Genomic DNA, 20,189 nt, shown 5'->3' on the forward strand with positions numbered 1-20,189 from the left:
GAGCACGCCCGCCAGGCCCAGGGCCACCGTGACCGCGAAGTCGCCGGTGGCGGCGGCCGCGGTGAGCCCGTGGGCGGCCGGGTCGAAGGACGCCGGGTCCGGGCGGAACAGCAGTCCCGCGAGATTGCCACTCTGCGGGGCGGGCAGCAGCTCGGCCAGGTGGGCGATCCCGCGGGCCAGCCCGACGGCCAGCAGGATCCAGCCGGCGGCCTTCACGCCGGCGAGCAGCGCCAGGACGGCGAGCGCGCGCCGCCCGGACCTCGAGGTCGGCAGTTCTGGTCTCAGACCGGCGTCACCACGTGCGACTCGGGGATGTGCCTCTCGTGCAGCCGCCGCCGGAACACCCAGTAGACGAAGGCCGAATAGGCCAGCACGATCGGCACCATCACCACGGCGACCCAGGACATGACGGTGAGCGTGTAGTCCGAGGAGGAGGCGTTGAAGGCCGTGAGGTGGTGGCTCGGGTCGATCGTGGAGGGCAGCACCACCGGGAACACCGCCAGGAAGACGGACGCGGCGCCGGCCGCCATCGAGCCCGCCAGGGCGGTGAAGGCCCAGCCCTCACGCCGGATGCGGGCCGCGCGCCAGGCGACCATCCCGGCGAACAGGGCGGCGGCGAGCAGGACCCAGGGCAGGGCGTCCGGCTGGCGCAGGGCCACCAGCACGCCCCAGGCCGCCGAGGGCAGGAGGTACAGGGGCAGGTACCGGCTCAGGTGGTGGTGCGCGGCCGCGCGCGGGCTGCCCTCGGTCTTCAGGCCGAGGTAGGCCCAGCCCATGGCGAGGGCGAACCCGACGGCGGCCAGGCCGCCGGCGATGCCCTCCCAGGACAGCCAGGCGAAGGGTCCGCCGACCCGGTCGCCGTTGGCGTCCAGGGGCATCCCGGTGGTCGTCACGGCCAGCATGAGCCCGATGCTGAACGCGGCGACGGCCGAACCACCGGCCATGCACCAGTCCCAGGCGGTCCGGGCCCGGGCGGTGCGGGACTTGCCCCGGTACTCGATGGACACCGCCCGCAGGATCAGCGCCAGCAGGGTGAGGGTCAGGGGCAGGTAGAGCCCGGCGAACAGCGAGGCGTACCAGTGGGGGAAGGCGGCGAACATGGCACCGGCCGCGGTGATCAGCCACACCTCGTTGCCGTCCCAGACGGGGCCGATGGTGTTGAGCATGACGCGTCGCTGGCTCTCGTTGCGCGCCCACCCCTTCATGAGCATGCCGACGCCGAGGTCGAAACCGTCCAGGACCAGGTACCCGGTCCACAGCACGGCGATCAGGACGAACCAGAAGGCGGGGAGGAAATCCATGGTCTGTCTACCTCTCAGTACGCGAAGGCCAGGACGTCGTCGGCATGGCGGGCGCCGTCACCGGACGGGCCCCCGGGGCCTTCCGGTCCGTCGTGGCCCTCGTGCTCGTCCGCGGTCAGCTCCGGCATCCCGGCCGGCACCCCGCCCTGGACGTAGCGGGTGAGCAGGATGACCTCGACCACCATGAGCACGGCGTAGACGAGGCTCAGCACGATGAGCGAGAACAGCACCTCCCCGGCGGAGACCCCCGGTGAGACGGCGGCCGCGGTGTACATCCAGACCTGGTCGATGCCCGTGGGATCGGGGTTGGGCACCACGACGAAGGGCTGGCGGCCCATCTCGGTGAAGATCCATCCGGCGGCGTTGGCACCGAAGGGGGCCAGGATCCCGAAAACGGCCAGGCGCATCAGCGGCCTGCTCAGCGGCACGGTGCCCTTGCGCGTGACCCACAGGGCGAGGGCCGCGGCCAGGGCGGCCAGTCCGCCGAAGGTGATCATGATCCGGAAGCCCCAGTAAGTGACCTCCATGACCGGCAGGTAGTCGATCTCCATCCCGGCGCGCTCGCCGTAGATCGGGTCGTCGGGCAGGTGGGTGCCGTACTGCTCCTGGTACTGAGGGATCAGCGTGTTGACGCCCGGCACATCGGTGGTGAAGTCGTTGTGGGCCAGGAAGGACAGCAGGCCGGGGATCTCGAAGACGCCGACGATGTCGTCGCAACTGGTCGCGCCCTCGCTGCGCAGGTCGGCGACGGAGAGCACGGAGAAGCCGGTGCCGTCGTGGCAGGCGGCCTCGGCGGCGGCCATCTTCATCGGTTGCTGCTGGATCATCAGCTGGGCCTGGGCATGGCCGGTGAACGCGGTGCCCAGGAAGCCGACGATCGCGATCCAGGCCCCCCAGCGCAGCGAGCCCCACCAGACCCGGTAGTCGGTCTCGTCCCGGGCGCGGGAGCCGGTGCTGCCGACGACGACCGTGCCGTCGGGCTGCACGGTGTCGATGCCCTGCTCGCGGCGCTTCCACAGGTGGAACCAGGCGATGCCCAGCAGGAAGGCGCCCGCCACGGAGACGGCGCCGAAGATCGTGTGCGGGAAGTGCACCAGCAGGGTGTTGTTGGTCAGCACCGCCCAGATGTCGTTCATCACGGGGCGGCCGTCCACCATCTCGACACCGACCGGGTGCTGCATCCACGAGTTCGCCGCGAGGATGAAGTAGGCGGAGAACACGGACCCGATGACGGCGGCCCAGATGGCCGAGAGGTGGATCCTCGCCGGCAGGCGCTTCCACCCGAAGATCCACAGGCCGAGGAACACGGACTCCAGGAAGAAGGCCACGAGGGCCTCCATGGCCAGCGGCGCGCCGAAGACGTCGCCCACGAACCGGGAGTACTCGGACCAGGCCATGCCGAACTGGAACTCCTGGACGATGCCGGTGGCCACGCCCATGATGAAGTTGATGAGGAAGAGCTTGCCCCAGAACTTCGTCATCCGCAGGTACTGCTCCCGGCCCGTGCGGTGCCACACGGTCTGCAGGGTGGCCACGACCAGCCCGAGGCCGATCGTGAGCGGGACCATCATGAAGTGGTAGACGGTGGTGATGCCGAATTGCCAGCGGGCGATGTCCAGGGGATCCACGTGGGCGCCTTTCCCGGCCGCCTCGGCGGGGACGCCGTGGCACAGCCGGATACTGAAGTCTTCTACAGCCTGTAGAAATCGAGGATAGCGGTCTTTTCTACGTGCTGTAGAATATGTCCTGTCCGGACGTGACCAGGCGGTGTGGATCGCCTTCCCGTTCCGGTACCGCGCGCCGCCGAGGCCCGCGGGAGCGAGGAACCGATGACGAGACGAGGAGACCGCAGTGGCCCTGGGTGACCTGGAACGGTCCGTGATGGACCTGCTGTGGGACCGCCCCGGCCCCCATACGGCCAACGAGGTCCGCGACACGCTGGCCGGGGACCTGGCCGTGACCACTGTGCTCACCGTGCTGTCCCGCCTGGAGAAGAAGGGGCTGGTCCAGCGCGACGGCGGGCGCCGCCCCCACCGGTACGGCGCCGTGTCCTCCCGCGAGGACCACACCGTCGGCCTGCTCAACGAGGTCCTGGGCTCCGTGCCCGACCGCCAGGCCGTACTGGCCCGCTTCCTGGGCGGCATCGGCCCGGACGAGGCCGCTGCCGTCCGCCGGCTTCTCGGGGACTGACCGGTCCACGACACGCGCCCACCCCGACGGGGCACGGTGCGCCCTAGACTTCCCTCGTGTCCGTCCTGCTGCTCGCCACGCTGGCCGTGGCCCTGGCCTGGCCGGTCCCGGTCCTGCTCGACCGCGCCCGCTGGGTCCGGCGCGCGCCGGGGACCGCCATGGTGTTGTGGCAGGCCGTGGCCCTGGCCGGCGGTCTGTCCCTGATCGGCACGCCCCTGGCCTGGGGGCTGGGTCCCTTCGGCGACCACCTCGGTGAGTCCCTGCCGGCCTTCGTGGCCGCCCTGTCCGACGGGACCTGGGTCGACCGGCTCGAGGAGGACGTCTGGATGCCGGCCCGCATCGCGGCCGTGACCGGTGCCGTGCTGCTGGCGGGCCACCTCGTGCTGACCCTGGCGGTCACGGCCTGGCGGACCGTCACGCAGCGGCGCCGCCACCGCCAGATGGTCGAACTGCTCGCCACGCCTCCCGCCGAACGCACGGTGGAGCAGGCCCACACCCGCGTGCTCCCCCACGACGTCCCCCTGGCGTACTGCCTGCCCGGACTGAACGGGTCGCTGACCGTGCTCTCCCAGGGGCTGATCGACCAGCTCTCCGAGCGCGAGGTGAACGCCGTCGTCGCCCATGAGCGGGCCCACCTGCGCCAGCGACACGACCTGTTGCGGCTCGCCTTCGAGTCCTGGCACCGCGCCGTGGCGTGGCTGCCGACCACGGCCACGGCCCGCCGCGCGGTGGCGCAGCTGACCGAGATGCTCGCCGACGACGCGGCGCTGAAGTCCCATGACCGCACCGACCTGGTGCGCGCCATCGTCCTGACCGGGGAGGCGGAGGGTGTCGCCCGCGGGACGGCCGGGACCGACGCCGGTCGCACGGTGCCGAACGTGCAGGAGGACGGCTCGGTGCCGCTGACCCTGCGGTTCTACCGCCTGCTCGACCCCGTGCCGCCCCTGTCCCTGACGGTCCGGCTGGGCGTCATCGTCACGGCCCTGGGGCTGATGGCCCTTCCCGTGGTGCTGCTGGCGTAAAGGTGGACGGCCTCTCCCGCCGCACCCCATCCCGTGGTTCGATAAGCTGGGATGTCGGTGGCCCTCGCCGCCGATGACCCAGCAGCCCACCGACCCCCCGAACGGACCAGGCCCATAGTGCAAGGCAACGCGATCTTCCGTCACTCCAACGCTTCCCTCCTGTCCGTGACGGAAGTGCTGGCTCCTGTCACGGTGACGAGCGATCAGATCGATGACGAGCTGGCCGGCGTGCTCAAGCGCCTGCGCCTGCCGCGCGGACTGCTGCAGCGCGTGGCCGGGGTGGAGGCCCGCCGCAACTGGGAGCACCCGGGCCACTTCCAGGACGGCGCCGCCGAGGCCGGCAGGCGCGCCCTGGCCGCGGCCGGAGTGCGTCCGGACCAGGTGGGGCTGATGGTGAACACCTCGGTGACCCGGGAGACGCTCGAGCCCTCCGTGGCGGTGCGCATCCACCACGAGATGGGCCTGCCCACCTCGGCCACCAACTTCGACATCACCAACGCGTGCCTCGGCTTCGTGAACGGCCTGGTGCTGGCCGCCTCCCTGATCGACGCCGGCCAGATCGACTACGCCGTCGTCGTCGCCGGTGAGGACTCCGGCAAGGTCCAGCAGGCCACCCTGGAGAACCTCAAGGACGCCGCGGTGGACCGGGGCAGCTTCATGGAGCAATTCGCCTCACTGACCCTGGGCTCCGGTGCCTCCGCCGCCGTCGTGGGCCGGACCGACCTGCACCCGGAGGGCCATCGCATCCTGCGCGGCATCACCCGCGCCGGCACCGATCACCACGACCTCTGCGTGGGGGACCACAAGGGGATGTTCACCGACTCGACCGCCCTGCTGCGGGACGGCCTCGAGCTGGTCATGGACGCCTGGAACGAGGTCCCGGCCGACTGGGGCTGGTCGGACATGGACCGCTATGTCACCCACCAGGTCTCGCGCCTGCACACCGACTCCATCACCGAGGCCGCGGGACTGGACCCGGACCGGTTCCCGGTGACGTTCCCCGAGCTGGGCAACGTGGGCCCGGCCTCCCTGCCGATCACCCTCGCCCGCGAGGCCGGCTCCCTCTCCGCCGGGGACCGGGTGCTGTGCATGGGAGTGGGGTCCGGGCTCAACACGGCCATGCTGGAGATCAGCTGGTGAGGGTTCCCGCCTCCCCCGCTGCCCTGCCCGACACCCACGCCCCCGCGGCCCCCGCCGGCCTTCCCGGGTGGGACCCGGCCTGGAGCCGCCTCGTCACCGTGCGGACCTTCGACGGCGACCGGACCCTGCACGTCCTGGACACCGGCGACGTCCTCGCCGAGGCCGGGCTGAGACCCGACGGGATCATCCTGGCGGTCCACGGCAATCCCACCTGGTCCTACCTGTGGCGTTCCCTGGCGGCCGCCACCCTCGACGCCGCCCGGTCCGGGGACGGACCGGTATGGCGCGTCGTGGCCCCGGACCAGCTGGACATGGGCTTCTCCGAGCGCCTCGCCCACGGCCGGCTCCCGCGGCCCTCCGCGGCCGGGACGGCACCGCTCGGTGACGACGCCGGCTACCGGACCCTGGGCGGGCGGATCGCCGACCTCGACGCCCTCGTCACCACCCTCGGACTGGACGCCGCGGCCCGGTCCGGACAGTCGCTGCTCACCCTCGGCCACGACTGGGGCGGTGTGGTCTCCCTGGGCTGGGCGGGCCGCAACCAGGACCTGGTGGACGGGGCCATGACCCTGAACACCGCCGTGCACCGGGACCCCGCCGAGCCCCTCCCCGCTCCCCTGCGGGCGGCCCTGGCCGGGCCCCTGCTGCCCGGGTCCACCGTGACCACCGACGCGTTCCTTAAGGTCACCACCTCCCTCGGGAACCCGCCCCTGGACTCCGGCGTCCGGGCCGCCTACCACCTGCCCTACCGTTCCGCCGACCGGCGCGGCGGCATCGGCGGGTTCGTCGCGGACATCCCCGTGGGACCCGCGCACGGCTCGCACGAGGAACTGCAGCGCGTCTCCCGCGACCTGGCCGCGTTCCAGAAGCCGGCCCTCATCCTCTGGGGACCGCAGGACCCGGTCTTCCTCGACCGTTACCTCGCCGACCTGCTCGAGCGGCTCCCGCAGGCCGACCTGCACCGCTTCGAGACCGCCGGCCACCTGCTCGCCGAGGACGTGGACATCGCCGGCCCCATCCTGCGCTGGGCCCGGGGCGTGCTGGATCCCCCCGCCGTGCAGGCCCCGGTGTGGCGGGACGGGGACTACCGCCCGCTGTGGTCCTTCCTCGACGCCTGGCGCCAGGAACCGGCCACGGCGCTGGTGGACATGGCCGGCGCCTCCCGGCCCCCCGTGAGCTGGAGCCGGCTGGCCGGCGTGGTCGACGCCATGGCCGTGGGCCTCGTGCGCCTGGGCGTGAGGCCTGGAGACCGGGTCTCGATGATGGTCACCCCCGGACTCGACCTCACCGCGGCGCTCTACGCGTGCCTGCGCATCGGTGCCGTCGTGGTCGTGGCCGACGCCGGCCTGGGCGTCCCGGGCATGACCCGCGCCGTCCGGGCCGCCCGGCCGGACTGGATCATCGGGATGACGCCCGGGCTCACCGTGGCCCGGGCACAGGACTGGCCCGGGCGACGGATCTCGGTGTCGACCCTGCCCGCCCCGCTGGCCGCGGCGCTGCGCGTCGAGGACAGCCTGTACCGGATGGCCGCCGCGCACGCGGGACGGCGCTACGCCGACGGGGACGCCGGGCCGGTCCACGAACCGGCCGCCGACGACCCGGCAGCGGTCCTCTACACCTCCGGGTCCACGGGACCGGCCAAGGGCGTGGTGTACACCCACGGCCGGCTGTCCGCCCTGTCCGGACTGTTGCGCGACGTGTTCGACGTCCGCCCGGGATCCAGCCTGCTGGCCGGGTTCGCGCCCTTCGCCCTGCTGGGACCGGCCATCGGGGCCACCTCCATCACCCCGGACATGTCGGTGACCCGGCCGGCCACGCTCACCGCCACGGCGGTGGCCGAGGCCGCGGCAGCCGGTCAGGCGACGATCCTGTTCGCGTCTCCGGCGGCCCTGCGCAACGTGGTCGCCACGGCGGACCGGCTCAGCCCGGACCAGCGGTCGGTGCTGGGCCGTATCGACCTGGTGCTGTCCGCCGGCGCCCCGGTGCACCCGCGCCTGGTCGCGCAGGTCGCCCGGATCTTCCCGGCGGCCGAGATCCACTCGCCGTACGGCATGACCGAGGCCCTGCTGCTCACCGACATCGACCGGCCCACCATCGAGCACCTGGCCGCGCCGACCGGGGACGGAACGCAGGACGGCGTGTGCGTGGGCCGCCCGGTGGGTCCGGTGCGCATCGCCATCGCCCCGCTGCGGGACGACGGCTCCGCCGCGGAGAACCTGCTGGAGGGGCCGGCCGCGACCGGACGGCTCGGTGAGGTCGTCGTCTCGGCACCGCACCAGAAGGCCGGCTATGACCGGTTGTGGCTCACCGATGCCCTCAGCCGGAGGGACACCCGTGACGGCCTGCAGTGGCACCGCACCCAGGACGTGGGCCACCTCGACGCCGAGGGGCGGCTCTGGATCGAGGGGCGGCTCCAGCACGTGGTCGCCACGCCGGCCGGACCGGTGGCCCCCGGCGGCCCCGAGGCCCGGATCGATGCCCTCGATGCCGTGCTCCGCTCCGCCGTCGTCGGCGTCGGCCCGCACGGCACCCAGGCCGTGGTCGCCGTCGTGGAGGCCGCCGGGAACCCGGACAGGGGCCGGGTCCGCCCGGGACTGGCTCCCACGGACCTGGCGGCGGCGGTGCGCAAGGCGGCCCTGCCCGTACCGGTGGCAGCCGTCCTGGTCACCGACACCGTCCCCGTGGACATCCGTCACAACTCCAAGGTCGACCGCAGCCGACTGGCCCGCTGGGCGGACGGCGTGCTGGCCGGCGGACGGGTGGGCACCCCGTGAACCGCCGCGTGCTGGTGACCGGGGCCTCCGGCCTGCTCGGCGCCGGGGTGGCCCGGCGGCTGGTGGCGGACGGGGACGACGTCGTGACCTTGCAGCGCCGCCCCTCCGGGGTGGCGGGCGCGCGTGACGTCGCGGGATCGGTCACCGACCCCGGGGCCGTCGCCGACGCCGTGGCCGGCCGGGACACCGTCGTGCACGTCGCCGCCAAGGTCTCGGTCTCCGGTCCCGCCGCCCAGTACGAGGCCGTCAACATCGCCGGGACGCGCACGGTCCTGGAGGCCGCCCGCGCCTGCGGCGTGGAGCGCGTCGTGCACATCTCCTCGCCCTCGGTCGCCCACGCGGGCACGTCCATCGTCGGGGAGGGTGCCGGCCCCGCCGACCCGGAGCACGCCCGCGGACACTACGCCCGGACCAAGGCCGTGGGCGAGCTCCTGGCCCTGGCGGCCGACGCGCCGGACTTCCGCGTGCTCGTGCTGCGCCCGCACCTGATGTGGGGCCCGGGCGACACCCAGCTGACCGAGCGGATCGTGCAACGGTCCCGCGCCGGACGGATGCCGCTGCTGGGTCCCTCGGCCGCCCTGGTCGACACGCTGTACACGGACAACGCCGTGGACGCCGTGGTGGCCGCCGTGGACGCCGTGGACCACGTCCACGGCGAGGCGCTCGTGGTCTCGAACGGAGAACCGCGTCCCGTCGGCGAGCTGATCCGCGGACTGGCCGTCGCCGGGGGTGCCCCCGAGCCGCGGCTGCGCCTGCCCGCCGGCCTGGCGCGGGCGGCCGGAGCCGTCATCGAACGGGTCTGGGACACCGGTGGTCTCGGTGCCGACGGCGACGAGCCACCGTTGACCGCGTTCCTCGCCGAGCAGCTCTCCACCGCCCACTGGTTCGACCAGCGGCGCACCCGTCAGGCACTGGGCTGGGAACCGGCCGTGTCCGTCGACGAGGGACTGCGCCTGCTGGCCGCGCACTACCGGGCGGACTGAACCGCACGACGTGAGGATCCGCACCGGGTCCGGGCCGGGGCAGGGGGTGCTGGTCGGCGGCGGCGTGGAGCCGCGTGCCCGGAGCCGCCCCCCGGTCAGCGCCGGACGGCGCTCAGGTGGCATTCCGGGTAGGGGTGGCCCTCGTCCGGGCAGACGATGACCCGCCAGGTCTCGGCGAATCCGACCGCGTCCAGGGCCCTGGCCAGCGCCGAGGGATTCCACCGCCAGGCCGGGGCCACCACGTGGTCGAACTCCTGGGCGTCCAGGTCTGGTTCGAGCAGGCACTGGAAGACCACCAGGACCCGGCACCCGGGCGAGGTGTTCGCGGACCAGGACGCCAGCACCGCGGGGATCTCCTCGGGCGGGACGTGGATCAGGCTGAAGCGCGCCACGATCCCGGCGATGGGCCCGGCCGCTCGCACCTGCGAGGACTCGGCCGGGAAGTGGGCGTCCCCCGGGATCCAGGTCCGGCTCGGATAGCGCTTGCGGGCGATCTCCAGCATCCGCTCGGACGGGTCCACACCGATCGTCCGGAAGCCCCGGAAGGCCAGTTCCACCGTGACGTGCCCGGTCCCGCAGCCGAGGTCGAGGATGGTCCCGCCACGGGGCAGAGCATCGGCGAAGGCATCCAGGGAGTGCCGGTCCAGGGGCCGCTCCCACGGCCCCGGGAACCTCCGGTCGTAGAGTTCGGCCAGCGCGTCATAGCCCGGCTGGCCCGTCGGGAGGTCACCGTCACCCAGGCCCGCTCCCGGGACGGCGCCACCCGCCGCCGTCGTACCGGCCGGCCGTTCCGGTTCCGGACCGGTGACCGGGCCCCACTGGGTCACGTCCCCCGGCTCCATCCGCTGATCATCCCCCTCCTCGCTCATCAGACCATGATCACGCGTCGATGCGTTCGCGGTCGAGGTCGTCCGCGCCGGAGATGATGAAGTCCTTGCGGGGGGCCACGTTGGATCCCATGAGCAGGTCGAACACGTGCTCGGCCTGTTGCAGGGCCTCCTCGGCCTCCGGGATGGTCACCCGGCGGAGCATGCGCTGGCGCGGGTCCATGGTCGTGTCTGCCAGCTGGTCAGCGTCCATCTCACCGAGCCCCTTGTACCGCTGGATGGGTTCCTTGTAGTTCTTCCCGGCCTTCTGCAGGTCCGCCAGCAACCGGTGCAGCTCGTTCTCCGAGTAGGTGTAGACCACCTCGTTGGCCTTCGACCCGGAGTGGATCACCTCGACGCGATGCAGCGGCGGCACCGCGGCGTAGACCCGGCCCTCCTCCACCATCGGACGCATGTACCGGAAGAACAGGGTCAGCAGCAGGGTGCGGATGTGGGCACCGTCCACGTCGGCGTCGGTCATGAGGATGACCTTGCCGTAGCGGGCCGCCGAGAGGTCGAAGCTGCGTCCAGCGCCGCCGCCGACCACCTGGATCAGGGCCGCGCACTCGGCGTTGGAGAGCATGTCCCCCACGGAGGCCTTCTGCACGTTGAGGATCTTGCCCCGGATGGGGAACAACGCCTGGAAGTCCGAGGAGCGGGCCAGCTTGGCCGTCCCGAGGGCCGAGTCGCCCTCCACGATGAACAGCTCCGAGGACCGCACGTCCGTGGTGCGGCAGTCCGCCAGCTTGGCGGGCATGGAGGAGGTCTCCAGCGCGTTCTTGCGCCGCTGGTTCTCCTTGTGGGTGCGGGCCGAGACGCGGGACTTCATCTCCGCCACGACCTTCTCCAGGAGCACGGCGACCTGGTTCTTCTCGTGCTTCTTCGACGAACGCAGGATCGCGCCGAGCTGTTGCTCGACCACCTTCGCCACGATCGGGCGCACCGCGGGCGTGCCCAGGACCTCCTTGGTCTGGCCCTCGAACTGCGGCTCGGCCAACCGGACCGTCAGGACGGCGGTGAGCCCGGCCAGCACGTCGTCCTTCTCCAGCTTGTCGTTGCCCGCCTTCAGCTTGCGCGCGTTGGCCTCCACGACCTTCCGGAAGATCTTTAGCAGGGCCTGGTCGAACCCGGACTGGTGGGTGCCGCCCTTCGGGGTGGCGATGATGTTGACGAACGAGCGGAAGGTCGTGTCGTAGCCCACGTCCCAGCGCAGGGCGATGTCCACCTCGCACTCGCGTTCCACGTCCTGCATGGTCGACCGGCCGTCCGTGCCCAGGACCGGGACCCGCTCGGAGAAGGTTCCGGACCCCTGCAGCCTCCAGACGTCGGTGACCGGGCTGGCCGAGGAGAGGTGCTCGACGAATTCGGAGATGCCGCCGTCGTAGTGGAAGACCTCCTCGACCGGACCGGACTCCCCCGCGGTCCCGGCCAGGCGCCGCTCGTCGCGCAGGGTGAGCTTCAGTCCCGGGACCAGGTAGGCGGTCTGGCGGGCGCGCTGCTGCAGGTCCTCGTAGGAGAAGGTGGCGTCCGGCGTGAAGATCTGCTCATCCGCCCAGTAGCGGACGCGGGTCCCCGTCTGGCCCCGCTTGGCCTTGCCGACGACCTCCATGGGCGACTGGTCTGCCGAGGGCGTGAACGGAGCGTCCGGACGGTGCACCGAACCGGGGTCCTGGAATTGTCCCGGCTCACCGCGACGGAAGGACAGCTGGTGGATCTTGCCGCCGCGGAACACCTGGACGTCCAGCCGTGAGGACAGCGCGTTGACCACGGAGGCGCCCACGCCGTGCAGGCCGCCGGACGCCGAGTAGGAGCCACCGCCGAACTTGCCGCCCGCGTGCAGCTTGGTGAAGACCACCTCGACCCCGGACAGCCCGGTCCGCGGTTCGATGTCCACCGGGATGCCGCGCCCGTTGTCCTCGACCTCGACGGCGCCCCCGGCGTGGAGGGTAATGGAGATCGACTGGCCGAACCCGGCCAGGGCCTCGTCCACGGAGTTGTCGATGATCTCCCACAGGCAGTGCATCAGGCCACGCGAGTCGGTGGAGCCGATGTACATGCCGGGCCGCTTGCGCACCGCCTCGAGGCCTTCCAGCACGGACAGGTGCCGGGCGTTGTACTCACTGCTGCGGGACATGGGTTTCCTTCACGGTCGATGATCGTCTTTCAGGGTATCGGCATGGCGCCCCGCAGCGTCGGAACCGGGCCGCGCAGGAACGGCGCTCGGTACGCAATCAGCGAAACCGGGCCCGAATGGGGCCCGTCGACGAACAAAAACAGGACAGAGGTGGTTCCATAGGTGTACTCGATACCGAATCCCCTCGGTCCGCAGGACCGCACCAGGGGTGCAGGGGCAGCAGATGAGGAGGCCATCATGACCACCACGACCGCCACGACGATGGACCCGCCAGTGCTCACCGGCGCAGACCGTTGCGACCGTTGCGGAGCCCAGGCCTACGTCCGCGCAGTCCTGCAGAGCGGCGAACTGCTGTTCTGCGGCCACCACGCCCGTGCCGTGGAGGACACCCTCCGTCCCCAGACCACCCTCTGGCAGGACGAGACCAGCAAGCTCTTCGAGAAGGAGCCGGTGAGCGCGGACTGATCCCGCGTCCGCCCCTCTCCCGGACCTGACAGCATGAGGGCCCGCCACCGGACGGTGGCGGGCCCTCATGCTGTCCCCACCCTTCCGGGCGCGGCCGCTGATCAGTCCAGGTAGTCGCGCAGGACCTGCGACCGGGACGGGTGACGCAGCTTGGACATGGTCTTCGACTCGATCTGCCGGATCCGCTCGCGGGTCACCCCGTAGACCTTGCCGATCTCGTCCAGGGTCTTCGGCTGACCGTCGGTCAGGCCGTAACGCATGGCCACCACGCCGGCCTCACGCTCCGCGAGGGTGTCGAGCACCGAGTGGAGCTGCTCCTGCAGCAGCGTGAAGCTCACGGCGTCGGCGGGCACGACCGCCTCGGAGTCCTCGATGAGGTCGCCGAACTCCGAGTCGCCGTCCTCGCCGAGCGGGGTGTGCAGGGAGATGGGCTCGCGGCCGTACTTCTGGACCTCGACCACCTTCTCCGGGGTCATGTCCAGTTCCTTGGCCAGCTCCTCCGGAGTGGGCTCACGGCCGAGGTCCTGGAGCATCTGGCGCTGGACGCGGGCCAGCTTGTTGATGACCTCCACCATGTGCACCGGGATACGGATGGTCCGGGCCTGGTCGGCCATGGCGCGGGTGATGGCCTGACGGATCCACCAGGTGGCGTACGTCGAGAACTTGAAGCCCTTGGTGTAGTCGAACTTCTCCACCGCGCGGATCAGGCCGAGGTTGCCCTCCTGGATGAGGTCCAGGAAGAGCATGCCACGTCCGGTGTAGCGCTTGGCGAGGGAGACGACGAGCCGCAGGTTCGCCTCCAGCAGGTGGTTCTTGGCTCGACGGCCATCGGCGATGACGAGTTCCATGTCACGGCGCAGGCGAGCGTCCTTGACCGGGTTCTCCTTCATCTTGTGCTCGGCGTAGAGTCCGGCCTCGATCCGCAGGGCGAGGTCCACCTCCTGCTCGGCGTTGAGCAGCGCCACCTTGCCGATCTGCTTGAGGTAGTCCTTGACCGGGTCAGCGGTGGCGCCGGCCGAGACGACCTGCTGCACCGGGGAGTCGTCGTCCGAGTCGGACACCACGAAACCACCGGCGGTGGCCTCCTCGGCCTCCTCCTCGACGATCTCCGGGGCGTCCTTCGGCTCCTCCTCCGGCTCGGCCTCGTCGGCCGAGGTGGTGACGGAGGCCTTGGCGTTCGTCTTGGCGGCCGCCGACTTCGCGGCGCCCCGGGCAGCACCCTTGGCCGCCGTGGACTTGGTGGCGGTCGACTTGGTGGCCCGCGACGAGGCGGTGGACTTCCGAGTGGACGTGCCGGCCAGCGCCGCGCCCTGGTCCTCGGCGCCGGCGTCCTCGACGGACGCGTTGGCCTGGGTCTCGGTCTTCTTGGAAGAAGTAGTCACTCATTACCTTTCGTACGGGCGTCCCTGGGGGCCCCTGACGGTCAACACCACTATGACCCTGTCAAGTCCGCGTCGATGGGATCCGGACTGACCGGGACCTCGGGTCCCGGAGCCGGACCCGCGCGCAGAAGCAGGGTCGTGATGTGGTCAACGCCCCGCGGTCCGGTTTTGTTCCCTCCGCTCCCGGTTTTCCCGAACGGCCGGTGGGGCCGTGACGGTCTCCGGACAGGGAGGGGATGAAGCGAGCCGCAGGAGGCCCGACGATTATGCCATGCGCCGGCTCCCTCCGCGGATCCACGGGTGGCGATCCCGGCGCCCCCGGTCCGGTCCTGCGTTCCGGGCCTGCGTTCCGGACCTCCGTTCAGGGCCGGCCCCGCCGCGTGGCCGACCAGGCGGTGGACCTCCGTCTCGCCCAGCCGGAGATGATGCCGCGGTCGATGACCTCACCAAGGACCTGCGCCAGCGGATAGTCCGGGTCCGAGCGCCGGCACTCTTCGATGATGCGCCCGGCCACGGAGCCACGGCCCCGGGCCCATTCCACCCAGGCGACCAGACAGCGCACCGCTGCCGCCGGTTCCCCGGCGGCCTCGGACAGCAGTTGTTCGCACGCCGCCCGGAGCCGGGCGATCCGGTCCCAGTCCGGGGCCCGGCGGGAGGCGGCCATCAGCACCGAGGAGTACAGCACCCCGTCGATCTCGCGGGGACTGGCCCCCAGGATCTCGGCCACCTCGTGCGGCACGGCGTGCAGCCACGCCGCGCCCGAGACCGCCCGCGGCAGCGTGAAGCTCGCCGCTGCCACCAGCGTGTCCCGCAGGTTCACGTCCGCGAGTCCCCCGAGCAGCCCGGCCCGGGCGGCCGGGTCGTCCGGGAGTCCTGCCCCGGACAGAACCTGCTCCCAGTCCCGGAGCCACCCGGCGTGGCCCCCGGAGGCGTCCGCCGCCCCGCAGATCCGCCGGACGGCCTGCCGGAGTGCAGGGCTCATGCTGTCCGCGGGAGCCGGCAGCCCACCCGCCTGGGGTTCGTCTTCGACGACGGAACCCTCCATGATGAACGCCGCGTTCAGGGCGCTGGTCTCGGTGCGGGCCACCGCGGACCCGTGGGCCGTGCACGCGGCCGGGTCGGGACAGTCCAGGTGCCACAGCCTGCCGTGCGACACCAGCCACGCCTCCTGCACGGGCAACCCGACCGCGGCCAGTTCGATCTCCAGTGCCGCGGCCAGGGCCCTCGCGGAGTCGTCGTCGGGTCCCGGTCGTCCCGTGGGGTCGCGGAACAGGAACACCAGGCTGCCGTCAGCCCGTTCGTCGGCCGTGAGATGGCCGGCCACCTGCCGTGCGTACCCGGCGAGGGCGTTCCCGTCGTCGGTGAGCCGCGGGTCCCAGTCACAGCGCAGGACGGCTCCGAGGTCGCGGCCCGCCAGGGCGATGGCCGTGATGCTGTTGCGGGGGACGAACCCCAGGGTGTGCTGGATGTAGCTGACCAGGTCAACCGGTTCGACGGCCGTGAGCCTCAGGGGCGTGGACGGTGGCGGATCGGCCGGGAGCCGGTTTCCGGGGAGGTCTGTCTGCATGCCTCCACGCTTCCGTGGCCACCCGGGACACGGAAGCGCCCGGCGCCCCATCCGGGGAGGGCCGGACGCCTCCGGTCAGCTGTGCAGTGCCGGCCGGGAAGCGGTTCAGCCGGCGTCGGCCGGTTCGGGGCCGTCGTCCTCGCCGGGAAGGTCACCGGACTGCCGCTCCGGCCCGGATTCCGTGTCCTCGTCCAGCGCGTGCCGGGGCTGGCTCTGGAGGTACTCCTCGACGGCGGCGCCGAGCTCCTCGGCATCCGGGACCTGTTCGTCCGGTCCCACCAGCAGGGACCGTCCCGTCCCGGAGGAGTGCTGGTCGAAGTTGCGTTCCAGCCCCTGGACCATGGCCGTGATCTCACCGGAGGACCCGGTCTGGCGGTCGAGCTCGCGGTCCACCTCACGACCGCGCTCGCGCAGCTCGTCGGTGGGCAGCATCAGTCCCAGGGCGGCGCCCACGTACTCGAGGGCCGCGACGGCGGCCTGCGGGTACGCGGCATCGGCGAGGTAGTGCGGGACGTGCAGGGTGTACCCGGTGGTATCCCGGCGTTTCTCGTCCAGCCGCAGCTCGAGCAGCTGGGCCACGCCGGAGAGCATCCGCGCCTGCGGGCTCCAGGTGGACAGGCCGGCCACGAGCTCGTCCTGGTTGCCGTGCGTGGTCACGCCCAACGGGCGGGTGTGGGGCACCGGCATGGGCACGGCGTCCACGAGCGCCACCAGCTTCACGTCGAGCTTGTCCACCAGGAACAGCACGGAGGCCACGAAGCGTTCCCACTGGTAGTCGGGCTCGGGTCCGGAGAGCAGCAGGAAGGGCCGGCCCAGGGCGTCGGACACCAGGTGCAGCTCGAGCCGGGGCGAGCGGTAGTCCAGGAACCGGTCCCCATCGAAGCTGATCTGCGGCCTGCGGGCCCGGTAGTCGATCAGCTGGTCCGCGTCGAAGCTGGCCAGCAGCTTGTGGTCGAGTGAGTCCAGCAGGGTGTGGCGAACCTGCTCGGAGAGGTGGCCGGCATCCAGGTGGCCGCCGAAGACCGCCAGCATGCCCAGCCCGCGCAGTGCCGAGGCACCGTCGAATCCCCCGGCCAGCAGGTCGCGGCCCGCGGCCTCCAGGGTGAACAACTGGGTAGGGTCCTGCATGGTCAGTCCTTTCGGCAACATGGTCTCGTGCGACCGGGTACACGTGCAATGTCCAACGCGCGGGGGGCGCCGGGTATTCCGTGGCTAGGATCGACACGGTGGGACGCGGCCTCCCGGTCCCGTTCCCCTCGCCCCTTCACCCAACGACGGAGAACGCGCACGTGATCAACGACTTCAGTCCAGTATTGACCGCCATCGGGCCGGACCTCGACAAGTGCACGGCCTCGGCCCTGGTGGTGGGCATCGCCTCCGGTGACGACGGGCCGGTCCTGCTGCCCAGCCCGCTGCCCGACGCCGGCGCCCGCGCCCTGGCCGACTCGCTCGAGGCCCTGGGCGTGACAGGCGCGGCCGACGAGGTGCTGCGCATCCCCGGACTGGATCCGCTGCCGTTCCCCCTCCTGGTGCTGACCGGCGTCGGGAAGATCACCGGCGAGCCGGGAGCGGGCGTGTCCGACGAGGCCCTGCGGCGTGCCGCGGGCGCCGCAGTGCGCCAGCTGGCGGGCACCTCCTCGGTGGCGCTGGGACTGCCCGCGGACACCGAGGAGCACGTGGCCGCGGTGGCCGAGGGGGCGGCACTGGCCGCGTACTCGTTCACGGCCTTCCGCTCCGCCCCCGGCCGGGAGAAGGCGAAGGACCCGGTGGCCGAGGTCGCCGTCGTGACCTCCCTGAAGCCGCGACAGTGCGGACCCGTGCTCGATCGCGCCGCCGTCGTCGCCCGTGCGGTCCGCGCCACGCGGGACCTGGTCAACACCCCGCCGTCCCACCTGTTCCCCGCCTCCTTCGCCGAGGAGGTCACGGACGCGGTGCGCAAGCTGCCCGTGAAGGTCACCGTCTGGGACGAGAAGAAGCTGGCCAAGGACGGCTTCGGCGGACTCCTGAACGTCGGCATGGGCTCCTCCCGGCCCCCGCGGCTGGTGAAGCTCGACTACTCCCCCGCCCGGGCGTCCGTCCACGTCGCGCTGGTCGGCAAGGGCATCACGTTCGACTCCGGCGGGCTCTCCCTCAAGCCCCCGACGTCGATGACCACCATGAAGTCGGACATGGCCGGCGCCGCGACCGTCGCCGCGGTGGTGCGGGCGGCCGCCGAGCTGCAGCTGCCCGTGCGGGTCACCGGCTGGCTGTGCATGGCCGAGAACCTCCCCTCGGCCACGGCCCAGCGCCCCTCGGACGTCATCACCATCTACGGGGGCAAGACGGTCGAGGTCATGAACACGGACGCCGAGGGGCGCCTCGTGCTGGCCGACGGACTGGTCGCCGCCACCGACGAGACCCCCGACGCCGTCATCGACGTGGCCACGCTCACCGGCGCCCAGATGATCGCCCTGGGCACCCGCACGACCGGCGTGATGGGCACCGAGGACCTGCGGGACGAACTGGTGCGGTCGGCCGGTGCCGCCGGCGAGTCCGCCTGGGCGATGCCGATCCCGGACAACCAGCGCGCCTCGCTGGACTCGGCGATCGCCGACATCTCCAACGTGGGAGACCGCTTCGGCGGCATGCTCACCGCGGCGGCGTTCCTGCGTGACTTCGTCGACGCCGGCCGCGAACCGGACGCCGTCAAGGCCGCCCCCACCCCGTGGGCGCACCTGGACATCGCCGGCCCCTCGTTCAACGAGTCGGGCGCCTTCGGGTACACCCCGAAGGAGGCGACCGGTGTGATGGTCCGCACTCTCGTCCGGTTCCTGCAGGACCGCGCGTCCTGATGCGTGTCGGACGCGGCCGGTTGAGTAGATCGACCGGTCACGTCCGGCTAAGGTGAAACCCGAGGCACCCCCGTGACGATCCGGTCACGGACCGTCCACCAACCCCAGGGCAACCGGAGACCCCGCTGCCCGATCGTGAGGAGCTCCATCGTGGCCGACAAGGCAACCGCCAAGGAATTCGACGTTCTCATCCTCGGCGGTGGCTCCGCCGGGTACGCCGCCGCACTGCGGTCAGTGCAGTACGGGCTGACGGTCGGACTCATCGAGAAGGCCAAGCTGGGCGGCACCTGCCTCCACTGGGGCTGCATTCCCACCAAGGCGTACCTGCACGCGGCCGAGCTCGCCGACGAGGCCCGGACCAGCTCCAAGTACGGCATCAACACCACGCTGGACTCCATCGACATGGCGGGGGTGCGCAAGTACAAGGACGGCATCGTCGCCGGCAAGTTCAAGGGCCTGACCGGGCTGCTCAAGATGAAGAAGGTCAACGTCATCGAGGGCGAGGGCAAGCTCGTCTCCCAGAACGAGATCGAGGTCGACGGCACCCGCTACTCGGGCAAGAACATCGTCCTGGCCTCGGGTTCCGAGGCCAAGACCTTCGGCCTGCCGATCGGCGGGAAGATCATGACCTCCACCGAGGCCCTCGAACTGGACTACACCCCGAAGTCGGCGATCATCCTGGGCGGTGGCGTCATCGGCTCCGAATTCGCCTCCGCCTGGAACTCCTTCGGCGTGGACGTCACCATCATCGAGGGCCTGGAGAGCCTGGTCCCCAACGAGGACCCGGCCATCATCAAGGTGCTGACGCGGGAGTTCAAGAAGAAGGGCATCAAGACCAGCCTGGGCACCTTCTTCGAGAAGGTCGAGGAGACCGGTGACGGCGTCAAGGTCACCCTGGCGGACGGCAAGGAATTCACCGCGGAGGTCTGCCTGGTGGCCGTGGGCCGTGGCCCGGTGACCGCCGGACTGGGCTACGAGGAGCAGGGCATCACCCTGGACCGCGGCTTCGTCATCACCAACGAGCGCCTGCACACCGGCGTCGGCAACATCTACGCCATCGGGGACATCGTGCCGGGCCTGCAGCTGGCGCACCGCGGCTACCAGCAGGGCCACTTCGTCGCTGAGGAGATCGCCGGGAACAACCCGCTGATCGTCGAGGACATCAACATCCCCAAGGTCACCTTCACCGACCCGGAGATCATGTCCGTGGGCTACACCGAGTCCAAGGCCAAGGAGAAGTTCGGCGAGGGCAACGTGGAGGCCGTGGAGTACAACCTGGCCGGCAACGGCAAGTCCTCCATCCTCGGCACCGGCGGCGTCATCAAGATGGTCCGTCAGAAGAACGGTCCGATCGTGGGTGTCCACGGCATCGGCAAGCGCATCGGCGAGCAGATCGGTGAGTCCCAGCTCATCGTGAACTGGGAGGCCTACCCGGAGGACGTGGCCGCGTTCGTCCACGCCCACCCGACCCAGAACGAGGCCCTGGGCGAGGCCGCGATGGCCCTGAACGGCCACCCGTTGCACGGCTGAGACC

Annotated in this window: 16 protein-coding genes; 8 read left to right on the top strand and 8 right to left on the bottom strand. The window is 71.6% G+C overall.

Translation table 11 applies throughout. The features are described 5' to 3' along the window. The 3 genes from Q0283_RS11645 to Q0283_RS11655 all read right to left on the bottom strand — a co-directional run. Positions 1 to 216: hypothetical protein (locus Q0283_RS11645; RefSeq protein ID WP_298044769.1), on the bottom strand; the 216-nt coding region annotated here is incomplete at its 3' end. A gap of 65 nt (positions 217 to 281) precedes the next feature. Further along, on the bottom strand, positions 282 to 1,301 hold the full coding sequence (cydB, locus tag Q0283_RS11650; RefSeq protein WP_298044771.1) for a cytochrome d ubiquinol oxidase subunit II: 1,020 nt from the start codon (positions 1,299 to 1,301) through the stop codon (positions 282 to 284). A gap of 14 nt (positions 1,302 to 1,315) precedes the next feature. Beyond that, positions 1,316 to 2,929 (bottom strand): cytochrome ubiquinol oxidase subunit I, encoded by a 1,614-nt coding sequence (locus Q0283_RS11655; RefSeq protein WP_298044773.1) that lies wholly within the window; start codon positions 2,927 to 2,929, stop codon positions 1,316 to 1,318. Positions 2,930 to 3,152: 223 nt separating this feature from the next. Between Q0283_RS11655 and Q0283_RS11660 the strand changes: the two genes are divergently transcribed. The 5 genes from Q0283_RS11660 (at position 3,153) to Q0283_RS11680 (ending at position 9,410) form a co-directional block, all read left to right on the top strand. Continuing rightward, a complete protein-coding gene (locus Q0283_RS11660; RefSeq protein WP_298044774.1) occupies positions 3,153 to 3,491 on the top strand; it encodes a BlaI/MecI/CopY family transcriptional regulator in 339 nt (112 codons plus the stop codon). Positions 3,492 to 3,547: 56 nt separating this feature from the next. After that, complete coding sequence (locus Q0283_RS11665; protein ID WP_298044776.1) at positions 3,548 to 4,513, top strand: M56 family metallopeptidase; 966 nt, start codon at positions 3,548 to 3,550, stop codon at positions 4,511 to 4,513. A gap of 117 nt (positions 4,514 to 4,630) precedes the next feature. After that, positions 4,631 to 5,653, top strand: coding sequence for a 3-oxoacyl-ACP synthase III (locus tag Q0283_RS11670; protein ID WP_298044777.1), 1,023 nt, complete (start codon positions 4,631 to 4,633; stop codon positions 5,651 to 5,653). Next, a complete protein-coding gene (locus Q0283_RS11675) occupies positions 5,650 to 8,427 on the top strand; it encodes an alpha/beta fold hydrolase (protein WP_298044779.1) in 2,778 nt (925 codons plus the stop codon). Before Q0283_RS11670 ends, Q0283_RS11675 begins: the two co-directional genes overlap by 4 nt. Beyond that, entirely contained in the window at positions 8,424 to 9,410 is a 987-nt protein-coding gene (locus tag Q0283_RS11680) for an NAD(P)-dependent oxidoreductase (RefSeq protein ID WP_298044780.1), read from the top strand. Before Q0283_RS11675 ends, Q0283_RS11680 begins: the two co-directional genes overlap by 4 nt. Before the next feature lie 95 nt (positions 9,411 to 9,505). On the opposite strand, the gene Q0283_RS11685 is transcribed toward Q0283_RS11680, so the two are convergent. Then, positions 9,506 to 10,279 (bottom strand): class I SAM-dependent methyltransferase, encoded by a 774-nt coding sequence (locus Q0283_RS11685; RefSeq protein WP_298044781.1) that lies wholly within the window; start codon positions 10,277 to 10,279, stop codon positions 9,506 to 9,508. A gap of 10 nt (positions 10,280 to 10,289) precedes the next feature. Continuing rightward, a complete protein-coding gene (locus Q0283_RS11690; RefSeq protein WP_298044783.1) occupies positions 10,290 to 12,410 on the bottom strand; it encodes a type IIA DNA topoisomerase subunit B in 2,121 nt (706 codons plus the stop codon). Between the two features lie 237 nt (positions 12,411 to 12,647). Between Q0283_RS11690 and Q0283_RS11695 the strand changes: the two genes are divergently transcribed. Continuing rightward, complete coding sequence (locus Q0283_RS11695) at positions 12,648 to 12,875, top strand: hypothetical protein (RefSeq protein WP_183526483.1); 228 nt, start codon at positions 12,648 to 12,650, stop codon at positions 12,873 to 12,875. A gap of 101 nt (positions 12,876 to 12,976) precedes the next feature. On the opposite strand, the gene Q0283_RS11700 is transcribed toward Q0283_RS11695, so the two are convergent. From Q0283_RS11700 to Q0283_RS11710, 3 genes are all read right to left on the bottom strand, one after another. Then, entirely contained in the window at positions 12,977 to 14,257 is a 1,281-nt protein-coding gene (locus tag Q0283_RS11700; protein ID WP_298044785.1) for an RNA polymerase sigma factor, read from the bottom strand. Positions 14,258 to 14,618: 361 nt separating this feature from the next. Next, positions 14,619 to 15,824: a DUF4192 family protein gene (locus tag Q0283_RS11705; protein ID WP_298044788.1), complete on the bottom strand. Its 1,206-nt coding sequence runs from the start codon at positions 15,822 to 15,824 to the stop codon at positions 14,619 to 14,621. 105 nt (positions 15,825 to 15,929) lie between these two features. Further along, a complete protein-coding gene (locus Q0283_RS11710) occupies positions 15,930 to 16,952 on the bottom strand; it encodes a PAC2 family protein (RefSeq protein ID WP_298044790.1) in 1,023 nt (340 codons plus the stop codon). Between the two features lie 161 nt (positions 16,953 to 17,113). Here Q0283_RS11710 and Q0283_RS11715 point away from each other — a divergent pair, with 161 nt between their 5' ends. Together Q0283_RS11715 and lpdA are read left to right on the top strand one after the other, a co-directional pair. Beyond that, positions 17,114 to 18,655 (top strand): leucyl aminopeptidase, encoded by a 1,542-nt coding sequence (locus Q0283_RS11715; RefSeq protein WP_298044792.1) that lies wholly within the window; start codon positions 17,114 to 17,116, stop codon positions 18,653 to 18,655. Between the two features lie 150 nt (positions 18,656 to 18,805). Beyond that, on the top strand, positions 18,806 to 20,185 hold the full coding sequence (gene lpdA, locus Q0283_RS11720) for a dihydrolipoyl dehydrogenase (RefSeq protein ID WP_298044794.1): 1,380 nt from the start codon (positions 18,806 to 18,808) through the stop codon (positions 20,183 to 20,185). The last annotated feature ends 4 nt before the right edge of the window (positions 20,186 to 20,189 follow it).

It is taken from the genome of uncultured Citricoccus sp., from assembly GCF_937871995.1.
Lineage (GTDB): Bacteria > Actinomycetota > Actinomycetes > Actinomycetales > Micrococcaceae > Citricoccus.

Excerpts from the sequence above, each read along its gene's own strand:
- cydB (WP_298044771.1), bottom strand. The coding sequence starts at position 1,301 with ATGGATTTCCTCCCCGCCTTCTGGTTCGTCCTGATCGCCGTGCTGTGG.
- Q0283_RS11685 (WP_298044781.1), bottom strand. The coding sequence starts at position 10,279 with ATGAGCGAGGAGGGGGATGATCAGCGGATGGAGCCGGGGGACGTGACC.
- Q0283_RS11690 (WP_298044783.1), bottom strand. The coding sequence starts at position 12,410 with ATGTCCCGCAGCAGTGAGTACAACGCCCGGCACCTGTCCGTGCTGGAA.
- Q0283_RS11695 (WP_183526483.1), top strand. The coding sequence starts at position 12,648 with ATGACCACCACGACCGCCACGACGATGGACCCGCCAGTGCTCACCGGC.
- Q0283_RS11705 (WP_298044788.1), bottom strand. The coding sequence starts at position 15,824 with ATGCAGACAGACCTCCCCGGAAACCGGCTCCCGGCCGATCCGCCACCG.
- Q0283_RS11710 (WP_298044790.1), bottom strand. The coding sequence starts at position 16,952 with ATGCAGGACCCTACCCAGTTGTTCACCCTGGAGGCCGCGGGCCGCGAC.